Below are 17268 nucleotides of genomic sequence, written 5' to 3'. Positions count from 1 at the left end.
CGTTCGTTACGAGCATCAGTCGGCCTGAAATTACTGGTGTGGAGGCGGTGCCTCCGACCGTCGCGTTGCCCGTGGCCTGAAGAGATGTCGTTCTCAATCGTGATTGGACATCGGCTGCAGCCTGAGCGAGGCTATTTCTGGGAGCGGACCATCTATTTTCTTAAGATAGGAGGCCGAAATGGAACAGCATGCACTTGAGCAGTTGAAAGCCATCGCAAAGGTCAGCCCGACCTACGCACACCTTGAAATGACGCGGCGCGAGCGGCTTGAACGGTGGGCTGAAATTCTCGATCGCAGTCCCAGGCAGTTTCTGAGGACGCTTCACGAAACCGAATACCAGCCGATAACAGAGCGGATGGCGATGCGGGGCGACGACAGTCCGATTTCCGTTGCATTCGCCGATCCAGTCCTGCGGGCGGCGGGAATGGAAAACGACAGCTACGGAGAAGCCAAACGGTTCTTCGAGCTGAGCGACCATCAACTGCATGATATCGTCTGCTTCTGCCATTTTGGTGAACATGTCAGCGCGGCAGTGGTCGCCCGCCGGTTGCGGTCGATCGCAGATCACAAGCCAGGCGGCTTTTTTTCCCGGCTGCGTGCGTTCTTTGGCTGATTGCAGATCATAGGCCAGGATCGGCTTGTCGCACCCCCGCGGGGGTGCAGGCAAGATAATGGCATCGGAGGAAGGCGGTTCCCTTCATGAACGGCCACCTTGCCCTCCTATGTTGTCGCGATTTGGCTGTAAGACAAAAGCGTGCTCAATGATGGGCCGGACACCCGCACCTGTGGGACGGTGAGCGTCGGCTAAGGTCTCCGGCAGGACAGTTTCTATAGAGACAGGTTCTTGTTCAACCCTCTCGGTGAAAGGTGCGGACTGCTGCAATCCATTCGCGGGTTCGTCGCTCGGGATCGGAATTGCGCGTGATATCGGTCACGACTGCAGTACTGTCGGCCCCATTCTCGAATACGCCGGCAATGCGTTCCACCGTCAGCCCGCCGATCGCGACAAGCGGTATGTCGCCGATGCGGGCCTTCCATGCGCCGATGCGTTCGAGGCCCTGCGGCGCCCAGGGCATCGCCTTGAGGATGGTGGGATAGATCGGACCGAGCGCGATATAATCCGGATGTGCGGCAAGCGCGACCGCCAGTTCGGTCTCGTCATGCGTCGAAAGCCCGAGCTTCAAGCCTGCCTCACGGATGGCGCCAAGATCGGCGGTGGCCAGATCCTCCTGGCCGAGATGGATGAAATCGCAGCCTTCCTCGATGGCAACCTGCCAATAGTCGTTGACGATCAACTGGCATGCATGGGCTTTGCAGATCGCCGCCGCCTCGCGGATCTCCGCACGTATTTCCGGCAGAGCGCGATCCTTGATGCGCAGCTGCACGGTTTTGACCCCGAGCGGCACGAGCCTTCGGATCCAGCTGGTGCTGTCGACGATCAGATAGAAAGGATCGAGCGTCATGCGAAAACCGCCTTTCCGATCACAGGCGTCGAAGGCACGGCCATGTCGCGCGGCTCCAGCATGCCTGCGCCGAACGCCTGCCTGCCGGCATCGATTGCCTTAGCAAAGGCTTCCGCCATTGCCGCCGGGTCGCCGGCGCCGGCAACGGCAGTGTTCAGCAGCACGGCATCGAAGCCCAGCTCCATGACGATTGTCGCATGCGAAGGCCGGCCGATGCCGGCATCGACGATCAGCGGCACGTCGGGAAAGTGCGCCCTCATCGATCGAAGTGCGGCAAGATTATGTGGTCCCGCCGCCGATCCGATCGGCGCACACCAGGGCATCAGCACCTGGCATCCGGCGTCAATGAGACGCTCGGCAACGACCAGATCGTCCGTCGTATAAGGAAAGACCTGAAAACCTTCGCCGGTCAGGATGCGCGCGGCTTCCACGAGCGCGAAAACATCCGGCTGCAAGGTGTCATGATTGCCGATCACCTCCAGCTTGATCCAATCGGTGCGAAACACTTCACGGGCCATCTTCGCCGTCAGCACCGCCTCGGACACGCCGTGGCAGCCGGCGGTGTTGGGGAGAACGTGAACGCCGAGCGCACGGATCATGTCGAAGAAAGCGCCGCCATTGCGCCCGCCCGCCATTTCGCGGCGCAGCGATACGGTGACGATCTCCGTTGCGGATCGTGTGATGGCTTCGGCGAGGATCGCCGGCGAGGGGTAACGCGCGGTGCCGAGAAGAAGGCGCGATCCGATTGGGCTTCCGTAAAGATCAAGCATGCTCAGCCTCCCTGCATCGGGGTCAGGATTTCGATCCTGTCGTTATCGTTCAGCATGTGTTCGTCGCGATCCTCGCGGTGAACCAGTTCGCCATTGACGGCGGTCGCCAGCCAGTCGCCTTCGTAGTCGAGTGCGGCCAGAAGCTGCGAAAGCGTCGTGGCGGCGGTTGTCTGAGCTTCGCCATTGATGATCAGCTGCATTGGATTTCCTTTGCTTCGGCTATTTGGAAAAAACGAGATCGGCGGCCTCAGCCGCCATAGTGGGCGCCAGCAGAAAACCGTGGCGATAAAGGCCATTGAAAACGATGACCTTTCCTTCCCGCACGACGCGCGGAAAATTGTCGGGGAGGGCAGGGCGGATGCCGGCGCCGGTTTCGACCACGGCGGCGTCGGCAAAGGCCGGGTGCAGCGCATAGGCCGTGTTCAGCAGCTCCATCAGCGAGCGTGCCGTGATCGGACCGTCGGATTCGGTCTCGATCATCGTCGCACCGATCATGAAAAACCCGTTGCCGCGGGGCACGACATAGAGGGGAAAGCGTGGATGCAGCAGGCGGACGGGCCGGGCGAGCGTGACCTCATCGGTATGGAGATAGAGCATTTCGCCGCGCACGCCGCGCAGATCGCGATCTCGTCCGATGCGGGCAGCACCGGTACAGTCGACGATATCGGAGAAATCGCCGTCGCTCGCAGCCGTGTCGGTAAAGGCGACGCCCTCTGCCGACAATTGCTCTTTTAAGCCGCGCAGCGCCTGACGAGGGTCCAGATGCGCTTCGCCCTGGAAGAACAGGCCATGCCTGAAACGGCCGGCGAGCATGGGCTCGAGCGTCGCAATATCCTGCTCTTCCACCCATCGATAGCCGGTCGTGCGGCTGGAAAATCGCTTCAGCTCACCATGGTCGCGCGTCGAGGCGACGACGAGCGTGCCGTTGCGCACGACGTTGCCCGGCAGGATCGCCTCCCATCGATCGGCGGCATCGAGGCCGCGTGTGAGCACGGCCTCGCCGGCGCTCTCCCGCTCGCACCAGGGCGCCAGCATGCCGCCGGCGAGCCAGGAAGCCGCATGAGCGAAGTTCGGGTGCGGGTCGAAGACCGTCACATCGGCACCACGGGCATGCAACTCGCGGGCGACGGTGAGGCCGGCAACGCCGGCCCCTTTGACCAGGACACGCATTTTCACTCCGCTCCTTGGGAACGCGTATCGATCGGCATGTAGAGATCGCCGCCCTCGCGGTATTTCGCGGCCATCGCGTCCAGCCCCTCCTTTTGCGCTTCGGCGCGAATGTCATGCGATATGCGCATGGAGCAGAATTTCGGGCCGCACATCGAGCAGAAATGCGCCACCTTGTGCGCTTCCTTCGGGAGGGTCTCGTCATGGAAGCTGCGGGCGGTGTCGGGATCGAGCGACAGGTTGAACTGGTCTTCCCACCGAAATTCGAAACGCGCCCGCGACAAGGCATCGTCGCGCAGGCGAGCGGCCGGATGTCCTTTGGCAAGGTCAGCCGCATGGGCGGCGATCTTGTAGGTGATGACACCGGTCTTGACGTCGTTGCGATCCGGCAGGCCAAGATGCTCCTTCGGGGTAACGTAGCAGAGCATGGCCGTGCCGAACCAGCCGATCATCGCCGCGCCGATGCCGGAGGTAATATGGTCGTAGCCCGGCGCAATATCGGTGGTCAGCGGTCCCAGCGTGTAAAAGGGCGCCTCGCCGCAGACGGCGAGCTGCTTGTCCATGTTTTCCTTGATCTTGTGCATCGGCACATGGCCGGGTCCCTCGATCATCACCTGGCAATCCTTGGCCCAGGCGATTTTTGTCAGTTCGCCAAGCGTTTCGAGTTCGGCAAATTGCGCGGCATCATTGGCATCGGCGATCGAGCCGGGGCGAAGGCCGTCGCCGAGCGAGAAGGAGACGTCATAGGCGCGGCAGATATCGCAGATCTCCTCGAAATGCTCGTAAAGGAAGCTTTCGCGGTGATGATGCAGACACCACTTGGCCATGATCGAGCCACCGCGCGAAACGATGCCGGTCACACGATTGACGGTGAGCGGGATATAGTGCAGCCGAACGCCGGCATGGATGGTGAAATAGTCGACGCCCTGTTCGGCCTGCTCGATCAGCGTATCGCGGTAAATCTCCCAGGTGAGGTCCTCGGCAATGCCGCCGACTTTTTCCAACGCCTGATAGAGCGGCACCGTGCCGATCGGCAGCGGCGAATTGCGGATGATCCATTCCCGGATATTGTGGATATTGCGGCCGGTCGAAAGATCCATGACGGTATCGGCGCCCCAGCGGGCGGCCCAGACCATCTTCTCGACTTCTTCGGCCATCGATGACGTGACGGCGGAGTTGCCGATATTGGCGTTGATCTTCACCAGAAAATTCCGGCCGATGATCATTGGTTCGCTTTCGGGGTGGTTGATATTGGCGGGGATGATCGCCCGGCCGGCGGCGACTTCCCGGCGGACGAATTCCGGCGTCACATGATCCGGAATATGGGCGCCGAAGCTTTCGCCGTCGCGTAGCAGCGCTTCTGTCTTGGCTTTGCGGCCGAGATTCTCGCGAATGGCGATGAACTCCATCTCCGGCGTAACGATACCGGCCCGTGCGTAGGCGAGCTGGGTAACGGCCTTGCCGTCCTTGGCACGCAGCGGCCGGCGCCGCCCCGGAAATTCCGGCGTCAACCGGTCGCCACTGACAAAGCCGTTGTCTTCGGGGCGGATATGGCGACCGTCATAGGGTTCGACATCGCCGCGGGCCAGCACCCAGTCGCGGCGCAGTGGGGGCAGGCCCTGTTCGATGCGGATCTCGGCGCCTTCGATCGTGTAAGGACCGGAGGAATCATAGACGACGACGGGCGGCTCGCCAGATGTCGGATGGACGCTGATCTCGCGCATCGGCACGCGGATGTCGCTATGGATTTCTCCGGGGATGTAGATCTTCCGCGAGGCCGGCAGCGGGCCGGTCGTAACGGTCGGGGTGAGATTTTTTGCGGCAAGGGTCATGGTTTGAGGCTCCAAATTGCAGTTGGAGACCCAGTCAGTCAGCCGGAATGATGAAAAGACGCCGGCATGGATTCCACGCGTGAATCCGAAGCCATCGAGCGCTTGCACCGTCCCTACGCCAGTATGAACTGGATCAGGTTCAACGGGTCACTGCGCCACAACAGGCAAAGCCATATTGTCCAGCAGTATCTCAGCCCCTTGCCGGGACCCCCCTGGTGAATGCTGCGAGGCTACGTCCTCGGTCGAGTTCATGTCAACCCTGAAACTGCAAGTAACCCGGTTTTCCGGCCTCCGTCATCCAGCCGCGCAATGGCCGCCAGCGTCGGCCCAAAATCCGCGTAGCGTTCGCGAACCACCGTCACCGCGTAATCGTGAACACCGTCGAGAAGTAGCGCTAATTCGGGAAGTTCGCGATCGTGGAATGTATTGTACCTGATCTCGCGATAGATCGTCGAGCGGTGCCGCCCGAGCTGGCGCGACCGAGGTCGGCGAAACGCTGCAGACGGATCTGCAATCCAAGCCGTTGACGCATAAACCCAGGCGTTCAGCTTGAGCGTTTACGCCCAGTTACACGCGCATTTACCGTTACGTACTTCCGCTCGTCTCCATAAAGAACAAGTCTCCTCCGGCGTCGTCTGACGACGATTGAGATCCGGCGGCAGCGCCGCCCGGCAAGGGAGACTGCCATGTTGAACGATCTATCAGAGGGGATGGCGTCATGACGATATCCTTCCCCCAGAAGCTGTTTTCGGCGACGGTCGCAGTCGCGATGACGTTGGCATCGACGACCTTCCTCTCCTCCGCGGTGGCCCAGCAGGCTACCCCCGCAGCACCCGCTCCGGCCGCCGAACCCGCAACGCCCCAGGATACCTCGAAGCCCAATATTCTCGTCATCTTCGGCGACGATGTAGGCCAGACGAATATCAGCGCCTATTCCTTCGGCCTGGTGGGCTATCGCACGCCGAATATCGACCGCATTGCCAAGGAAGGCATGATGTTCACGGACTACTATGCCGAGAACAGTTGCACGGCCGGGCGCTCCACCTTCATCACCGGCCAGGTCTGCCTGCGCACCGGCCTCTGCAAGGTCGGCATTCCCGGCGCGACCGTCGGCCTGCAATCGCGTGACATCACGATCGCCCAAGCGCTGAAGCCGCTCGGCTATGCGACGGGCCAGTTCGGCAAGAACCATCTCGGCGACCGCGACGAATATCTCCCGATCAAGCATGGCTTCGACGAATTCTACGGCAATCTCTACCACCTGAATGCCGAGGAGGAGCCGGAGCGGCCCTATTATCCCAAGGACGATCAGGAATTCGTCCGCACCAGTTCGCCGCGCGGCGTGTTGAAGGCGTCGGCCGATGGCAAGATCGAGGATACGGGTGCGCTGAACACAAAGCGCATGGAAACGATCGACGACGAGACGACGGCAGCCGCGATCGATTTCATGGGCCGGCAGGCAAAGGCCGGAAAACCCTTCTTCACCTGGATGAATACGACGCGCATGCATGTTTACACGCATGTGCGGGAACAGATGAAAGGCCAGAGCGGCATGCCCGGCAACGAATATGCCGATGGCATGATCGAACATGACGGCGACGTGGGCAAATTGCTGAAGGCGCTTGATGACCTCAATATCGCCGACAACACCATCGTCGTCTATACCACAGACAACGGCCCGAACCAGTGGTCCTGGCCCGATGCCGCCACGACATCGTTCCGCAGCGAAAAGGATACGAACTGGGAGGGTGCTTTCCGCGTTCCGGCAATGGTGCGCTGGCCGGGGCAGATCAAGGCCGGCGAGGTTTCCAACCAGATGATATCGGGGCTGGACTGGTTCCCGACGCTGGTGGCGGCGGCCGGCGATCCCGGCATCAAGGAAAAACTGGCAAAGGGCACGACGATCGGCGGCAACCAGTTCAAGGTGCATCTCGACGGCTATAACCAGCTGCCTTACCTCACAGGTAAAGGGGATAAGTCCGCGCGCGATGAGTTTTTCTACTTCAACGATGACGGCGAGCTGGTCGCCTATCGCTATACCAACTGGAAGATCGTCTTCTGCGAGCAGCGTCAACCGGGCGGCTTCACGGTATGGGCCGACCCCTTCGTCTGCCTGCGCGCTCCGAAGGTCTTCAACCTGAGAATGGACCCCTATGAACGTGCGGACGTCGTGTCGGACCAGTACTACGATTGGCTCGCCAAAAACGCCTATCTCATCCAGTACGGCGTCTGGCGTGTGGCGCCCTTCCTTCAGAGCTTCCGGGAATATCCGCCGAGCCAGCGCCCCGCGAGCTTCAGCGTCGACCAGATGGTCGAGGCGCTGATGCGGTCGCTGGACCAGAGCCCGGCCAACGCACAGTAGCGGCCCGAGTTCTGCAGGGAAGGGGCGCGGCGGCCGGCATTTACACCCCGCTAACGTAAATGCCGGCGCTATTTACCGTTGCGTACTTACCCCACGGCGGGTGGCGGGCGAACATGCCGGCGCAGGAAACCGGAGGCGGCGATGGCTTTGGCATTCGACGAGGTTGCAACGCCCGGCGGGGCGCAGGGCGGCATGATCTGGGTTCCCGGGGGCACGTTCGTCATGGGGTCGGACCATCACTATCCCGAGGAAGCGCCCGCCCACTCCGTGAAGGTCGACGGCTTCTGGATCGACGAGACGCCGGTGACCAATCGCAAATTCGCGGAATTCGTCAAGGCGACGGGCCATGTCACGATGGCGGAGAAGACACCCGACCCCAAGGACTATCCGGGCGCGCTTCCGGAAATGTTGCGGGCCGGCTCGCTGCTTTTCGTTCAGCCGAAAGCGGTCAGCGGGCCTGATATTTCGCAATGGTGGACTTTCAAATTCGGCGCCAGCTGGCGCCGGCCGCTCGGCGGCCTGAGCGACCTGCGCGGCAAGCTCGACCATCCGGTCGTGCACGTCGCCTGGTCTGATGCAAGGGCCTATGCCGATTGGGCCGGGCTCGATCTGCCGACGGAGGCCGAATGGGAGTTCGCCGCCCGCGGCGGGCTCGACGACGCCGAGTTCGCCTGGGGCGACGCGTTGACGCCGGACGGCAAGCTCATGGCCAACACCTGGCAGGGAAGGTTTCCGACGCATTCGACCAAGCCGAAAGGCCACGAGCGGACATCGCCGGTGCGATCGTTTCCGCCGAACGGCCACGGCCTCTACGACATGATCGGCAATGTCTGGGAATGGACCGGCGACTATTGGACCACCCGGCATCCCGAACCGGCGGCCAAGAGCTGCTGCATTCCGAACAATCCCCGGGGCGGCGATGCCGAGGCGAGCTATGACCCCCGCCAGCCCGAGATCCGGATTGCACGGCGCGTGCTCAAGGGCGGCTCGCATCTCTGCGCCCCCAATTATTGCCGGCGCTACCGGCCGGCGGCACGCCACGCCGAGCCGGAAGACACCTCGACGAGCCATGTCGGCTTTCGCTGCGTCAAAAGAGTTGAGGTTCGAGGAGACGCCGGATGAACGAGGCGCTTCACATGGTTGCCAAGATCCTCGCTTCGCTGACGGCCGTCCTCACCCTCGTCGCGGCCCAGCCCGTTTTCGCGCAGGATCTCCTTCCCTCATGGAACGACACGGCTGCCAGAAGCCGCATCATCGATTTCGTCAAGGCGACCGTAACGGAGGGCGGCGCGGGCTATGTCGCAAGGGAAGACCGGATCGCCGTCTTCGACAATGACGGAACGCTCTGGTGCGAACAGCCCTATTATATCCAGCTCGGCTTCATGCTCGACCGCGTGAAGACGCTTGCCCCGCAGCATCCCGAATGGAAGACGAAAGAACCGTTCAAGAGCATTCTCGACGACGACCTGAAGGGAATAGCAAGGGGCGGCGAGATGGGGGTCGTCGAACTCGGCATGGCAACCCATGCCGGAATGACGACGGATGAGTTCAACAGGATCGTCAGCGACTGGTTTTCTGCCGCAAAGCATCCGAAGACCGGCAGGCTCTATACCGACATGACCTATCTCCCGATGCGGGAACTGCTGGACTACTTGCGCGCCAACGATTTCACCACCTACATCGTCTCGGGCGGCGGTGTCGAGTTCATGCGGCCGGTGATGGAGAAGCTTTACGGCATCCCGCCCCAGCAGGTGGTCGGCAGCACGATCGTAACGCAATACGCTCTTGTCGGCGAGGTGCCGGTACTGAAGCGGCTGCCGAAGGTCGACTTCGTCGACGACGGCCCGGGCAAGCCGGCTGGCATCAACAAGTTCATCGGCCGGAAGCCGATCTTCGCTGCGGGAAATTCGGACGGCGACTACGAGATGCTGCGCTGGACGACAGCAGCCAACGGACCGGGCTTCGCGATGATTGTCCACCATACCGATGGCGACCGCGAATATGCCTATGACCGGCAATCATCCATCGGCAAGCTGGACACGGCGCTCGACGAAGCCGAGCGGCGCAACTGGCTGGTCGTCGACATGAAGAACGACTGGAAGACGATCTTCGCCTTCGAGCCGTGATGCCGTCGATGCGCCTGGCGCATCACCGCAAGCGTCAGAAATGGAAGACGGCGCCCAGGATCGGGCCGTGCTCGACGATGTCGTTGGTCAAGCTGTCATTACTGTAGTTCACGCCGAGCGCACGGTATCCGAGGAAGGCTGATATGGAATCGTTCCATTTATAGCCGATGCCGCCCATGACGTCCCAGTCGAGGTCGGCTCCGCCGGCGCCGATCAACCCCCATCCCGTGAGATAGACGGTCGGCGTGATCGAATACACGCCGCGCAAGCCGACCATAGCGTCCACCCAGGTCGCGTCATCCCGGTTCGAGACGTCATCAAGCGGCCCGCCGTTGAAAGAGATCGTCGTTTCCACCGACCACAGCTTGACGCCACCGATGACATCGAGCCTGCCCTTCTCGTCCTCGAGAACCGAATAGCCGACGCCAAGCATTGCCGTGAAGGTTTCGGACTTGAGGTCGACTTCATCTGCCAGTATGCCCTTCGGCGTCGCCGAGTCCGCCGTGATCCTGGCGTAGGTAATATCGCCAACGATACTGTAGGGCCCGTAGCGGGCATCACCGGCCATCATGAAGCCAAAGTCGATGCCTCTCAGAACATCGCCGAAGCTCTCGTTCGTATGAACCTCGGGCAGTCCGAAGACGCCGCTGTCACCGGTGATCCCGGCAGCCCAGAAATATGGCGATACGGAAAAGCTCCAGCGGTCGGCTTCTTCGGACTTCGGCTGCGGCGCAACCAGCGGCGCGATATCGGCGGCCTTCACCGCTGAAGAGACGACAAGCAGCAACAGTGACAGGCAGACTGCAGTCGATCGCATCGCAGATGTTCCTTTCCTCTGCAGTCTCATGGTGCCGCGCTTGCATAGGAACATCGCCGGAGGCCGGCCGGGAAGTACGTTACAGTAAACGACGCCGTAAATTACGCTGTTCCGGCAAGCCTTTACCGACGGCGGCAGTGCGTCTGCCATCGCTCTACGGCTTCGCCATACTGGGGCCTGCGCCCGGATCGACCTGCGCGCCGGCCTTGACCAGGCCAACCTCCAGTTCCGCGGCGATATCCGGCTGCAGGCGCCAGGACGCCACCCTGTCATGAAAGGTCCGCTCGAATTCCGGGTCCTTGTTCTTGATTTCCAGGAGCCGTTCATGCGCCTCCGGCGAACTCAGCTGGCCAAGGGCGGCAGCCCTGAGCGTCGCCACCATGAAATCCGTGCAGTTGATCTGCTCCGCCAGCAGCGACGCCTCTGAGTAGCGTCCTGTCCGATAGGCGTCGAGCGCAAGCACCAGCATGGCGTCGCGCGGCGCCGTTTCCGCGAAGCGGCCCGCATCGCGCGCCATCTCGACGCCGGCATCCTTGTAACCCGAGAGATAGAGCACCAAAGCGAGTTTTGCCGCCGCATCGCTATTGTTCGGATTGAGTTCCACGGCACGGTTCCCGGCCTGGACGGCCGCCTGCGTGCGTCCGGCGGAAAACTGCGCCGTCATCAGAGCGACCTGCGCTCTGTCCGACATCGGGGCCGACGAGACCGCACGCTTGGCAAGTTCCAGTGCGCGCGATCTGACAGCGGGATCAAGCGAAGCGTCTTTCCCGGCAAGCAGCACGCGCGAGAGGAGCGCCGTTGCATCGGAATCGCCCGGAGCCGCCGCCAGGCTCCGCTCCAGGCAATCCCGGTTCCTCAACACTCGGTCCGCACCGCCTTCATCGAGCGCGTACTCCGCCCTGAGGACACAGGCATTGCCAAGTGCATCTTCCGGGCTGTCATGGATCTCGATATTGTTGATGACGCCTCGCGTGGCCGCAAAATGCTGCGCCAGTCCTGCGGCCATTTCCTCCCGCGCCGAAGCCGGGCTCTTACCGCCGACATCCACTTTCTCGAGGCCGGATTTGAGGCGATCGCCCGTTTCGCTGTCGGCGATCTGCCACCAGATGCTCCGGTCGTCGGCATCCGCATAGTATTTCATATCGATTTCGTAGCTTCTGCCGAACCGGGCGCTCGAACGGACGCGGGAATAACCGGGTTTGGCGACGGTCAGCGTCGCGAATTGCGTCAGTGCCGTCATCAATGTGTCGCGCGTCTGGCTCGCTTCACCCTGCCTCCCGGCCTCGGCCGCCGTCATCATGACATAGACGGTCGGCTTCTTCGTCATGGCAGGCCGTTGGACGAACAGTTTAATGCCCACAGCAGCGCCGATCGCAAGGGCCAGCCCAGTTGCAACGGCGGTCAGGCGAATTCCACTGCGCGGGCGCACGGGCTGAACGGGAGCTTCGGGCATCAAGACCGGCGGCTGGCTTTCAACGGCGGTTTCCAAACCGGCATGGGCCTCGTCGTCCGGTTCGTGCGGGATCAGACTCCCCGGGAAGAGGGCGATATACATGCCCTTCGGAATGTGGATGGTGACCTTGTCGGCCGCCCGGAATGCCTGGTAATAGGCGTCAAGCGCCGATCGCAGGCGGCTGATCTCGATACGGACGATCGGATCGGTCGAGGCATCGAAGCCGCTCGGCCGCCCGAGAACATCGAGCGCCACGGAATAGGCCTTCACCCCCTCTTGGCAGCCGTTGAAACGGCGCTCGGCCAAATATCTGAGGATGTCCTTCTGGCGCTCCGTGGCCCGAAAGCGGCTGTCGGCAAGCAACCTTTCGAGTTCGGCTCTGGCTTCGTCGGTGGAAACTTCACAAGCCTTCAAGTCGTGTACTTCAGCATTCATGGCAGCCCCCGCACACCTTGTTTAAGCTAAAGTAGAATAAGCTAATTTATGGCCGAGATGGCAATGAGTTGCAACATGGAGCGCTCATGAAGCCTGGGCTCGATCGACTTCGGCGCGAATGGCGTGTCAATGCGGCACGTTCAAAGGGTGCTGGAGAACATAGTGGATGACATCAGATTCAATCTCGGCGCATACGGATTCGTATTCCTCCATAAGCGGGCATTCGTCCCTGGTGCGCCCCTGCGACATCCGATCCAGAGTGGCGCTGGCCTCCTCATAGGCCTCGAAGAGATCGTCCAGCGAGGATGATTTTGCCGCCAGAAGCTGAAGCCGTCCGCGCATGGCGGGCAGCTTCAGCATGAGCCGCCACAGCCCCCTCTGGGCGGCCCCGGAACCGTGCCTGTCGGTGCCGCTCTGCTTGTCCATCGGACCGTCCGGCCTCCCGATCAACGTTGATCGATCGATTATGCCGATACCGCCAAGCCGGGGAAGTACGTTACCGTAAATCTCAGCTCATTTACGCCTGAGCCGGGCCTGCGTTTCAAGTCACGCACTCCCGCGTGAGGCAGCGCTATCGCCGCAATCGCCTGGGAGTTCGAAATGCCGACCGCCACGACTGTTGTCTCCCGCCGCACGCGGATCGGACTGACCGTCCGCTGCTCGGACGCGAGCGCTCCAACTTTGCAGAAACAGGACACTTCAGCTTTGCGGTTGCGAGGAGAAGGGCCTGATCGTCTTCCCGTCGAACGCGCAGCTGTCGCTGCGTGCCCGGGGAATGACGCCGGCCACGCTCCGGCGGCATCTTGCCGTGCTGGTCGAGGCCGGCCTGATCTTGCGCAAGGACAGCCCGAACGGAAAGCGCTATGCGCGCCGCAACAGGGCAGGGGCCATCGGAGAAGCCTTTGGCTTCAGTATTGCGCCGCTGCTGGCGCGCGCGGTCCTTTGCAACTGCGGCGCGTGCTCAGCGAACGGTCGTGTTTCTGCGACCGTTAAGGGGATAATCCGCGTTTCGCACTCTCGTCGTTCCAATTTGTGATCGCCTTTCCACGGATGAGCAACGGGAATATGTTGGCTTTCGTTCATCGTAATCGCTGAACCTTATAAGACTCCTGCCCCAACCCCTAAACCTGAAAAGGCCGTGAAACCGCCATCGGTTCGCGTGGCGATCGGCCCGTAGCCGTCGTCGATACTGACGATCGACCGAGCGAAGGCCTTTCCAAGCGCATGCAAAAGAACCACGGCGGCGAGAAACCCGAGGACATAAATCACGCTGACGGGTGGCGCGGCGACACCGGCTAATCCCAGGCCACCGCCGAGAACCACGATGCCGCGAAAAATCGACCGCATGAACCAAACGTAGGGTGCGCTGAGCTGGAGGGCGAGTAGGCTAGCAAGCAATATCACGAGTTCCTGATCTAGCCTCGACCTTCAACGAATGGGTCATGTCGAGGACCTCTGTGCCATGAAAAACGGCGGCGATTGTAGCTTGACTTCACCATCAATCGTTTTGCTTGACAGCGCGCTGTCACTTTACCGCGCCTCCGAGGGCAAAGCCCGCCTTGAATTGCCGTGACATTCCCAGGAACAGAACGATCACCGGCAACGAATATACAATGGAATAGGCAGCTATGGCGCCGTAATCGATCGAGTTCGATCCCATGAATCCGAAAAGATGAACAGGCGCAGGCTGGTCAGCCAAGCTGTTGATCAAAATCACCGGCAACAGGAAATTGCCCCACGCGTTGACAAAACCAAAGATCGCCGACGACGCCAGACCAGGTTTTGTCAGTGGGAGTATCACACGCAACAAGATCTGCAGGGTGCTGGCTTGTTCCAGCGCCGCCGCTTCCTCAAGCTCGGGTGGCACGGCGTCGATGAAGTTCTTCAACTGATAGATTTGAAAAGGAATTGCTGTCACGCCCAGCAAGACACCCGTCGGAATGATGGACAACCAGCCAAGTGTCGCGAACATCTTGTAGACCGGCACGATCAATATCGATATCGGAACGCCCGAGAGAAAGAGGATCGTGAGCAAGATAGGGTTTTTGTAGGGAACGTTGTGCTTGGAGAACACGTATGCGGCGACAAACGCTGCCGCCGTCCCGATGACGGTCGCGATCACGGAGAGCAAAAGGCTGTTGCCAAGCGCGACGAGATTATCCGCCTGGATCGCGACCCAGTAGTGCTCCGCCGTTAGCTCGGGAGCTTTCAGCTGATTGGTCGCGCCATGATCGATCGATGCGAGCACCATCCATAACATCGGCAAGGCAAAGAACGCCGCCAGGATGAGCGCGGAGGAATTGCTGACAATCCTCTCCGTTGTGATCTTGCTTGGCCGGTTTGGCGTTAGCCCCGGTGGCGGGCTTGGCATGCGCTCAACTGGAATCGTCTGCATTGAGGTCGCCTTCTCTCTTTTAGAACATGGGCAGGATGACGGAATGTTCACCGACGCGTCTTGGTTGCCCAAACAAACATGCCTCCAAGCAGTGCGGAAAGCAGCACCATGACATTGCCGAGCAAAGCCGCGTAGCCAAGGTTATGGAATTTGAAGCCCTGTTGGTACGTATATACCGGCAGAATATTCGTATCGTTACCTGGTCCACCGCCGGTCATGAGGTAGATCAGTGTAAAATTGCCGAAGGTCATCAGCATCATCAGCAGTGCGCAGGTGACAATCGTTGGTTTTAGCAGCGGAAGTGTTATGCGCATCAGCGACTGGAGCGGTGAGGAGCCCTCCAATTGGGCGGCCTCTATCAGATCGCCGGGGATATTGCGAAGCGCCGCCGAGAACATCGTCATCGCGAGACCGGCCAGTGACCAGGCATTCGCCGTCGAGACTATAAGCATCGCGTTCTGATAAAGAAGGTCGAGGCGTGTATTGCCGGCGAGGATGGCGATCAGGCCAGATTGTGTGCTTGTCGCCATCCACAGGAAGGCAATCGTCGTCGGAGGTAGTGTCCAAGCCAAGATCGCGGCGGCACTGGCGACCCAGCGGATCGGAGCGATGCAGTTCTGCAGCGACAACGCGAGGATTAGTCCCAACAGGGTGGTCGCGATCGCGCCCGATCCGACCACGAAAACAATTGTCAACCAGAGCGACTTGTAGAAGACGGCGTCGCTCAGCAGGAACGCGATATTCGTGACACCGGTGAATCGGTAGTTGACGGCATGGATTCCGATCAGCTGCAGATTGGTGAAACCGAGATAGATCGCGTAGAGCACCGGCCCAAGGAAAAACGTGCACAGTAGCACCGCGGCCGGGGAAAGAAGGACAAAACTAATCGGGTTGACGCGGGGCTGGTCGAGCCGCGCCCGGGCCGGCCCATCGCGGCTGGCGACGCTCTGAGGGCCAGTTTGATAAACTGGCCCTCCGTCGGCTCTTATTGAGCGCTTTTGGTTCACGGCAAGGTCTCCAGGTTTTCCTCGCCCACCTGCGTGGCCATGTAGGATCGCAGGATCTTAACACCCTCGTCGATCGTCGTCTCGGGCTTCAACACCATGGCCTGGGTTGCCTGCTGAAACGCATTCCCCCAAATCGGGAACTCAGCCTGCGAGGGCATGCTTCTCGAGGTTGAGCTCAGATCGGCGAATGCTTTCTGGAACGGCTCCCGTGTCAGGGAGAGATAAGACTTGTCCGTCTTGAGCGAGGCCGTTGCGGGAACGACCGGAACCCAAGCCGCAATGTTCAGCAGATTTTCCTTTGCCTGCATGATTTCGATCGCGGACCAAGCAAGATCGGCATTGGACGGGTTTTTGGAGATCGACAGCACGACGCCATTGAAACTCGCCGCGATTCCCGGCTGCTGACCCTCCGCGGTCGGAATTTCGCTAAAGCCGATTGTCTCTTCCTTGTCGTCCCAGCAAGGCGCGCAGATGTCCTTGCTCCAGAAGATCGGGATCCAGTTGCCAGCGAAAGTGATCCCGAATTTGTGATCGTGCAGCGCCTCGGCCGGATGGGTCGCGCCGTTCGGATCCATGATTTGCGAGGATGGCGCCAGGAGCCCTTCGGAGGCGGCCGTCTTGTAGAAGTTCAAGACCTCGCGAATCCCCTTGCTATCGACCACCCATTTATTCGTGGCGGGATCAAAAATCGTCGGGTTGCTTGAGGCGGAAAGAAGGAGGCCGGGGCCGGCCACGACGCCGAACGTGCCTTGCGCGGTCCCGGTGATCACGTAGAGCGGCGAGGCATCCGGGGACGTCTTCTTGATCGCCCGAGCGCCGTCGAGGATGTCCTTCCAGTTCTTAGGCTTCCAATCCTTTGGCAACCCGGCCTTTTCGGTCAGCGTCCGGTCAAAGAGGATGCCATAGGTGTTTATTCCCTGCGCTACTGAGTAGACCTTGCCGTCGTATTTACCCGCTTCTTGGACGGGGACGGGGGTGTCCTTCCACCACGCGGCGTCGGCAACCTTGTCGTCGAGCGACGAAAGCAGGTCGCTCCCCGCAAACTGGCCGACATTGATGTCGAAGTACTGGACGATATCAGGCTTGGTGTCCGGCGAATTGTAAAGCAGGCTGAGCTTGGTGATGAAGTCGTCATAGGTCCCGGGGACCGGGATCAACTCCAGCGTATCGCCGGGATGCTTGGCCTCGAACTCGGTCTTGACGTTGCCAAACCATTTTTGCGCGAGCTTGGGATCAGCGAAGGTCCAGTTTAGGCTGAACGCGACCTTGACAGTCGCGGCCTGGGCGGCATTCACCGACGCTGTCGACAGGCCGGCCGTGGCGAGAAGTCCCGCCAGCACAACATTGCGCAGTGCCCGGTCAACAGGGCTGGTGACCGTCGATCGGTCAATTTCTTTCCTGCGGGAAGTATATGCAATTATGCTTTTGAACATCAACGTTA

General features: G+C 60.8%; 16 protein-coding genes, 1 pseudogene and 1 riboswitch. Of the genes and pseudogenes, 5 read left to right on the top strand and 12 right to left on the bottom strand.

Annotated elements, in window-relative coordinates; genetic code table 11:
* The first annotated feature begins 178 nt into the window (after positions 1-178).
* The gene (locus CO666_RS09680; protein WP_097611864.1) at positions 179-613 is read left to right on the top strand and encodes a hypothetical protein; all 435 of its coding nucleotides are present in this window, start codon (positions 179-181) and stop codon (positions 611-613) included.
* Between the two features lie 235 nt (positions 614-848).
* On the opposite strand, the gene CO666_RS09675 is transcribed toward CO666_RS09680, so the two are convergent.
* The 5 genes from CO666_RS09675 to thiC are packed head-to-tail and all read right to left on the bottom strand — an operon-like array spanning position 849 to position 5232.
* Entirely contained in the window at positions 849-1463 is a 615-nt protein-coding gene (locus CO666_RS09675; RefSeq protein WP_097611863.1) for a thiamine phosphate synthase, read from the bottom strand.
* The gene (locus CO666_RS09670) at positions 1460-2233 is read right to left on the bottom strand and encodes a thiazole synthase (RefSeq protein ID WP_097611862.1); all 774 of its coding nucleotides are present in this window, start codon (positions 2231-2233) and stop codon (positions 1460-1462) included. The genes CO666_RS09675 and CO666_RS09670 overlap by 4 nt, the downstream gene beginning before the upstream one ends.
* Positions 2234-2235: 2 nt before the next feature.
* Positions 2236-2433, bottom strand: coding sequence for a sulfur carrier protein ThiS (gene thiS, locus CO666_RS09665; RefSeq protein ID WP_097611861.1), 198 nt, complete (start codon positions 2431-2433; stop codon positions 2236-2238).
* Between the two features lie 19 nt (positions 2434-2452).
* Entirely contained in the window at positions 2453-3403 is a 951-nt protein-coding gene (thiO, locus tag CO666_RS09660) for a glycine oxidase ThiO (RefSeq protein WP_097611860.1), read from the bottom strand.
* Between the two features lie 2 nt (positions 3404-3405).
* Positions 3406-5232, bottom strand: a complete 1827-nt coding sequence (thiC, locus tag CO666_RS09655; protein WP_097612212.1) for a phosphomethylpyrimidine synthase ThiC — start codon at positions 5230-5232, stop codon at positions 3406-3408.
* Between the two features lie 92 nt (positions 5233-5324).
* Positions 5325-5456: riboswitch (TPP riboswitch) on the bottom strand.
* 494 nt (positions 5457-5950) lie between these two features.
* On the opposite strand from thiC, the gene CO666_RS09650 reads away from it, so the two are divergent.
* From CO666_RS09650 to CO666_RS09640, 3 genes are all read left to right on the top strand, one after another.
* On the top strand, positions 5951-7594 hold the full coding sequence (locus tag CO666_RS09650) for an arylsulfatase (protein WP_097611859.1): 1644 nt from the start codon (positions 5951-5953) through the stop codon (positions 7592-7594).
* 141 nt (positions 7595-7735) lie between these two features.
* Positions 7736-8716: a formylglycine-generating enzyme family protein gene (locus CO666_RS09645; protein WP_097611858.1), complete on the top strand. Its 981-nt coding sequence runs from the start codon at positions 7736-7738 to the stop codon at positions 8714-8716.
* A gap of 14 nt (positions 8717-8730) precedes the next feature.
* Positions 8731-9720, top strand: coding sequence for an HAD family hydrolase (locus CO666_RS09640; RefSeq protein ID WP_097612211.1), 990 nt, complete (start codon positions 8731-8733; stop codon positions 9718-9720).
* A gap of 34 nt (positions 9721-9754) precedes the next feature.
* On the opposite strand, the gene CO666_RS09635 is transcribed toward CO666_RS09640, so the two are convergent.
* From CO666_RS09635 to CO666_RS09625, 3 genes are all read right to left on the bottom strand, one after another.
* Positions 9755-10537 (bottom strand): hypothetical protein, encoded by a 783-nt coding sequence (locus CO666_RS09635; RefSeq protein WP_097611857.1) that lies wholly within the window; start codon positions 10535-10537, stop codon positions 9755-9757.
* Positions 10538-10691: 154 nt separating this feature from the next.
* A complete protein-coding gene (locus tag CO666_RS09630) occupies positions 10692-12425 on the bottom strand; it encodes a tetratricopeptide repeat protein (protein ID WP_097611856.1) in 1734 nt (577 codons plus the stop codon).
* A gap of 126 nt (positions 12426-12551) precedes the next feature.
* Positions 12552-12851, bottom strand: a complete 300-nt coding sequence (locus tag CO666_RS09625) for a hypothetical protein (RefSeq protein ID WP_097611855.1) — start codon at positions 12849-12851, stop codon at positions 12552-12554.
* 289 nt (positions 12852-13140) lie between these two features.
* Here CO666_RS09625 and CO666_RS09620 point away from each other — a divergent pair.
* Positions 13141-13365 (top strand): annotated as a pseudogene (locus CO666_RS09620) (helix-turn-helix domain-containing protein); the annotation flags it as partial.
* Positions 13366-13523: 158 nt separating this feature from the next.
* Here CO666_RS09620 and CO666_RS09615 read toward each other — a convergent pair.
* The 4 genes from CO666_RS09615 to CO666_RS09600 all read right to left on the bottom strand — a co-directional run bounded on the left by CO666_RS09615 (position 13524) and on the right by CO666_RS09600 (position 17260).
* A complete protein-coding gene (locus tag CO666_RS09615; RefSeq protein WP_143540280.1) occupies positions 13524-13772 on the bottom strand; it encodes a hypothetical protein in 249 nt (82 codons plus the stop codon).
* Between the two features lie 178 nt (positions 13773-13950).
* Positions 13951-14820 carry a carbohydrate ABC transporter permease gene (locus tag CO666_RS09610; protein WP_097611853.1) on the bottom strand — a complete coding sequence of 290 codons (870 nt, stop codon included), beginning with the start codon at positions 14818-14820 and terminating at the stop codon, positions 13951-13953.
* 47 nt (positions 14821-14867) lie between these two features.
* A complete protein-coding gene (locus tag CO666_RS09605) occupies positions 14868-15827 on the bottom strand; it encodes a carbohydrate ABC transporter permease (RefSeq protein WP_097611852.1) in 960 nt (319 codons plus the stop codon).
* Complete coding sequence (locus CO666_RS09600) at positions 15824-17260, bottom strand: extracellular solute-binding protein (RefSeq protein ID WP_097611851.1); 1437 nt, start codon at positions 17258-17260, stop codon at positions 15824-15826. Before CO666_RS09600 ends, CO666_RS09605 begins: the two co-directional genes overlap by 4 nt.
* Positions 17261-17268 lie beyond the last annotated feature (8 nt).

The organism is Rhizobium chutanense, assembly GCF_002531935.1.
Lineage (GTDB): Bacteria > Pseudomonadota > Alphaproteobacteria > Rhizobiales > Rhizobiaceae > Rhizobium > Rhizobium chutanense.
This window is presented reverse-complemented; position numbering and strand designations above follow the sequence as displayed.

Coding starts and splice junctions, on each gene's coding strand:
- CO666_RS09680 (WP_097611864.1), top strand. CDS start 179: ATGGAACAGCATGCACTTGAGCAGTTGAAAGCCATCGCAAAGGTCAGC.
- CO666_RS09675 (WP_097611863.1), bottom strand. CDS start 1,463: ATGACGCTCGATCCTTTCTATCTGATCGTCGACAGCACCAGCTGGATC.
- CO666_RS09670 (WP_097611862.1), bottom strand. CDS start 2,233: ATGCTTGATCTTTACGGAAGCCCAATCGGATCGCGCCTTCTTCTCGGC.
- thiS (WP_097611861.1), bottom strand. CDS start 2,433: ATGCAGCTGATCATCAATGGCGAAGCTCAGACAACCGCCGCCACGACG.
- thiO (WP_097611860.1), bottom strand. CDS start 3,403: ATGCGTGTCCTGGTCAAAGGGGCCGGCGTTGCCGGCCTCACCGTCGCC.
- thiC (WP_097612212.1), bottom strand. CDS start 5,232: ATGACCCTTGCCGCAAAAAATCTCACCCCGACCGTTACGACCGGCCCG.
- CO666_RS09650 (WP_097611859.1), top strand. CDS start 5,951: ATGACGATATCCTTCCCCCAGAAGCTGTTTTCGGCGACGGTCGCAGTC.
- CO666_RS09645 (WP_097611858.1), top strand. CDS start 7,736: ATGGCTTTGGCATTCGACGAGGTTGCAACGCCCGGCGGGGCGCAGGGC.
- CO666_RS09640 (WP_097612211.1), top strand. CDS start 8,731: ATGGTTGCCAAGATCCTCGCTTCGCTGACGGCCGTCCTCACCCTCGTC.
- CO666_RS09635 (WP_097611857.1), bottom strand. CDS start 10,537: ATGCGATCGACTGCAGTCTGCCTGTCACTGTTGCTGCTTGTCGTCTCT.
- CO666_RS09630 (WP_097611856.1), bottom strand. CDS start 12,425: ATGAATGCTGAAGTACACGACTTGAAGGCTTGTGAAGTTTCCACCGAC.
- CO666_RS09625 (WP_097611855.1), bottom strand. CDS start 12,851: ATGGACAAGCAGAGCGGCACCGACAGGCACGGTTCCGGGGCCGCCCAG.
- CO666_RS09615 (WP_143540280.1), bottom strand. CDS start 13,772: ATGCGGTCGATTTTTCGCGGCATCGTGGTTCTCGGCGGTGGCCTGGGA.
- CO666_RS09610 (WP_097611853.1), bottom strand. CDS start 14,820: ATGCAGACGATTCCAGTTGAGCGCATGCCAAGCCCGCCACCGGGGCTA.
- CO666_RS09600 (WP_097611851.1), bottom strand. CDS start 17,260: ATGTTCAAAAGCATAATTGCATATACTTCCCGCAGGAAAGAAATTGAC.